At 64.0% G+C, this 1,502-nt stretch carries 2 protein-coding genes; both read left to right on the top strand.

Annotated features, from left to right (window positions below):
* Positions 1-204, top strand: a 204-nt coding sequence (gene tnpB, locus NKH83_RS31510) for an IS66 family insertion sequence element accessory protein TnpB (RefSeq protein ID WP_352809067.1), incomplete at its 5' end; no start/stop codon positions are given.
* A gap of 73 nt (positions 205-277) precedes the next feature.
* Positions 278-1,502, top strand: a 1,225-nt coding sequence (tnpC, locus tag NKH83_RS31515; RefSeq protein ID WP_352809069.1) for an IS66 family transposase, incomplete at its 3' end; no start/stop codon positions are given.

Genomic DNA, 1,502 nt, shown 5'->3' on the forward strand with positions numbered 1-1,502 from the left:
GCGGACAGGATCAAGATCGTCTGGTGGGACGGCAGCGGCGTGTGTCTTTATGCCAAGCGGCTGGATGAGGCGAAGTTCTGCTGGCCGCGGATCGGCCACCACCGGGTCCAGCTCAATCATGCTCAGCTCATGGCTCTGGTTGACGGAATGGACTGGAAACGGGTTCGAACGGAGACCGTCAGGCGGCCGCAATCGGTTGGGTAAAACCCTGCGGCATGATGAATCAGGGAGCTGAAAACGCGGGAAAATTGCCCGCGAATATGCTCTGATTTTGGCCATGTCGGCACCCGATCTCGCGCTCCCGGACGACGTTGACGCGCTCAAGGCGATGGTTGTTGCCATGGCCGAAAAAGCCGCCGGTCTGGAAGAGCGTAATGCCGATCTCGAAGCCCACAATACGCATCTCGAGTTGGTCAACAAGAGCGCCGAGGAGCGGATCGCACGACTGACGGCGGTGGTGAAGATGCTGGAGCGGTCGCGCTTCGGCAGCCGCTCCGAAAGGTTGCGGGCCGGTGCGCTGAGCGAGGAGCAGTACGCTCTGGTCTTCGACGAGATCGAAACCGGCGTGGCGGCCATCCAAGCGCAGATGGAGAAGTCTGCGGGCGGCTCGAAAGCGAAGCGCGCCCCGCGCCCTCGCAAAGGCTTTGCGGCCCATCTCGAACGGATCGAGGTGGTCATCGAGCCCGAGACGCCTGCTGGCTGCGAAGCGCTGGAAAAGATCCTGATCGGCGAGGACGTCTCCGAACGGCTCGATGTCACCCCGGCGAAGTTCCGGGTGATCGTCACGCGTCGCCCCAAATATGCCTACAAGGGTTGGGACGGCGTCATCCAGGCAGCCGCGCCCGCCCGCATCATCGAAAGCGGCATTCCGACCGAAGCGCTGCTGGCGCAGATCGCGGTGTCGAAATACGCCGATGGCCTGCCGCTCTACCGCCAGGAAGCGATCTATGCCCGCGATCAGGTCGAGATCGACCGGTCACAGATGGCGCAGTGGATGGGCAAGCTCGGCTTCGAGCTCGAGCCGCTCGCCGATTACGCACTGACCCGCATCAAGCAGGGGGAGCGGGTCTTCGCCGATGAGACCACGCTGCCAACGCTGGCGCCGGGATCTGGCAAGGCCAAGACGGCCTACCTCTGGACCTATGTCCGCGATGATCGGCCCTTTGGCGGCAGTGGACCGCCCATTGTTGTCTATCGCTTCGAGGACAGCCGCGCCGGCGAATGTGTTGCCCGTCATCTGGACGGCTATCGCGGGATCCTGCAAGTCGACGGATACGCCGCCTATAACCGGCTGGCCCGATCCGATCGGGGCAACGACGGCGTGACGCTGGCGGCGTGCTGGTCGCACGTGCGGCGCAAGTTCTACGAACTGCATGCCGCAGGCTCCTCCGTTATCGCCTCGCAGACGGTGGCGCAGATGGCCCCACTGTGGGCCGCCGAGGAGGCCGTACGCGGCCAGGACCCGGCAGTACGGATAACTGCGCGTCAGGAGAAATCCGCCG

It is taken from the genome of Mesorhizobium sp. M0909, assembly GCF_040319515.1.
Classification (GTDB): Bacteria; Pseudomonadota; Alphaproteobacteria; order Rhizobiales; family Rhizobiaceae; genus Mesorhizobium.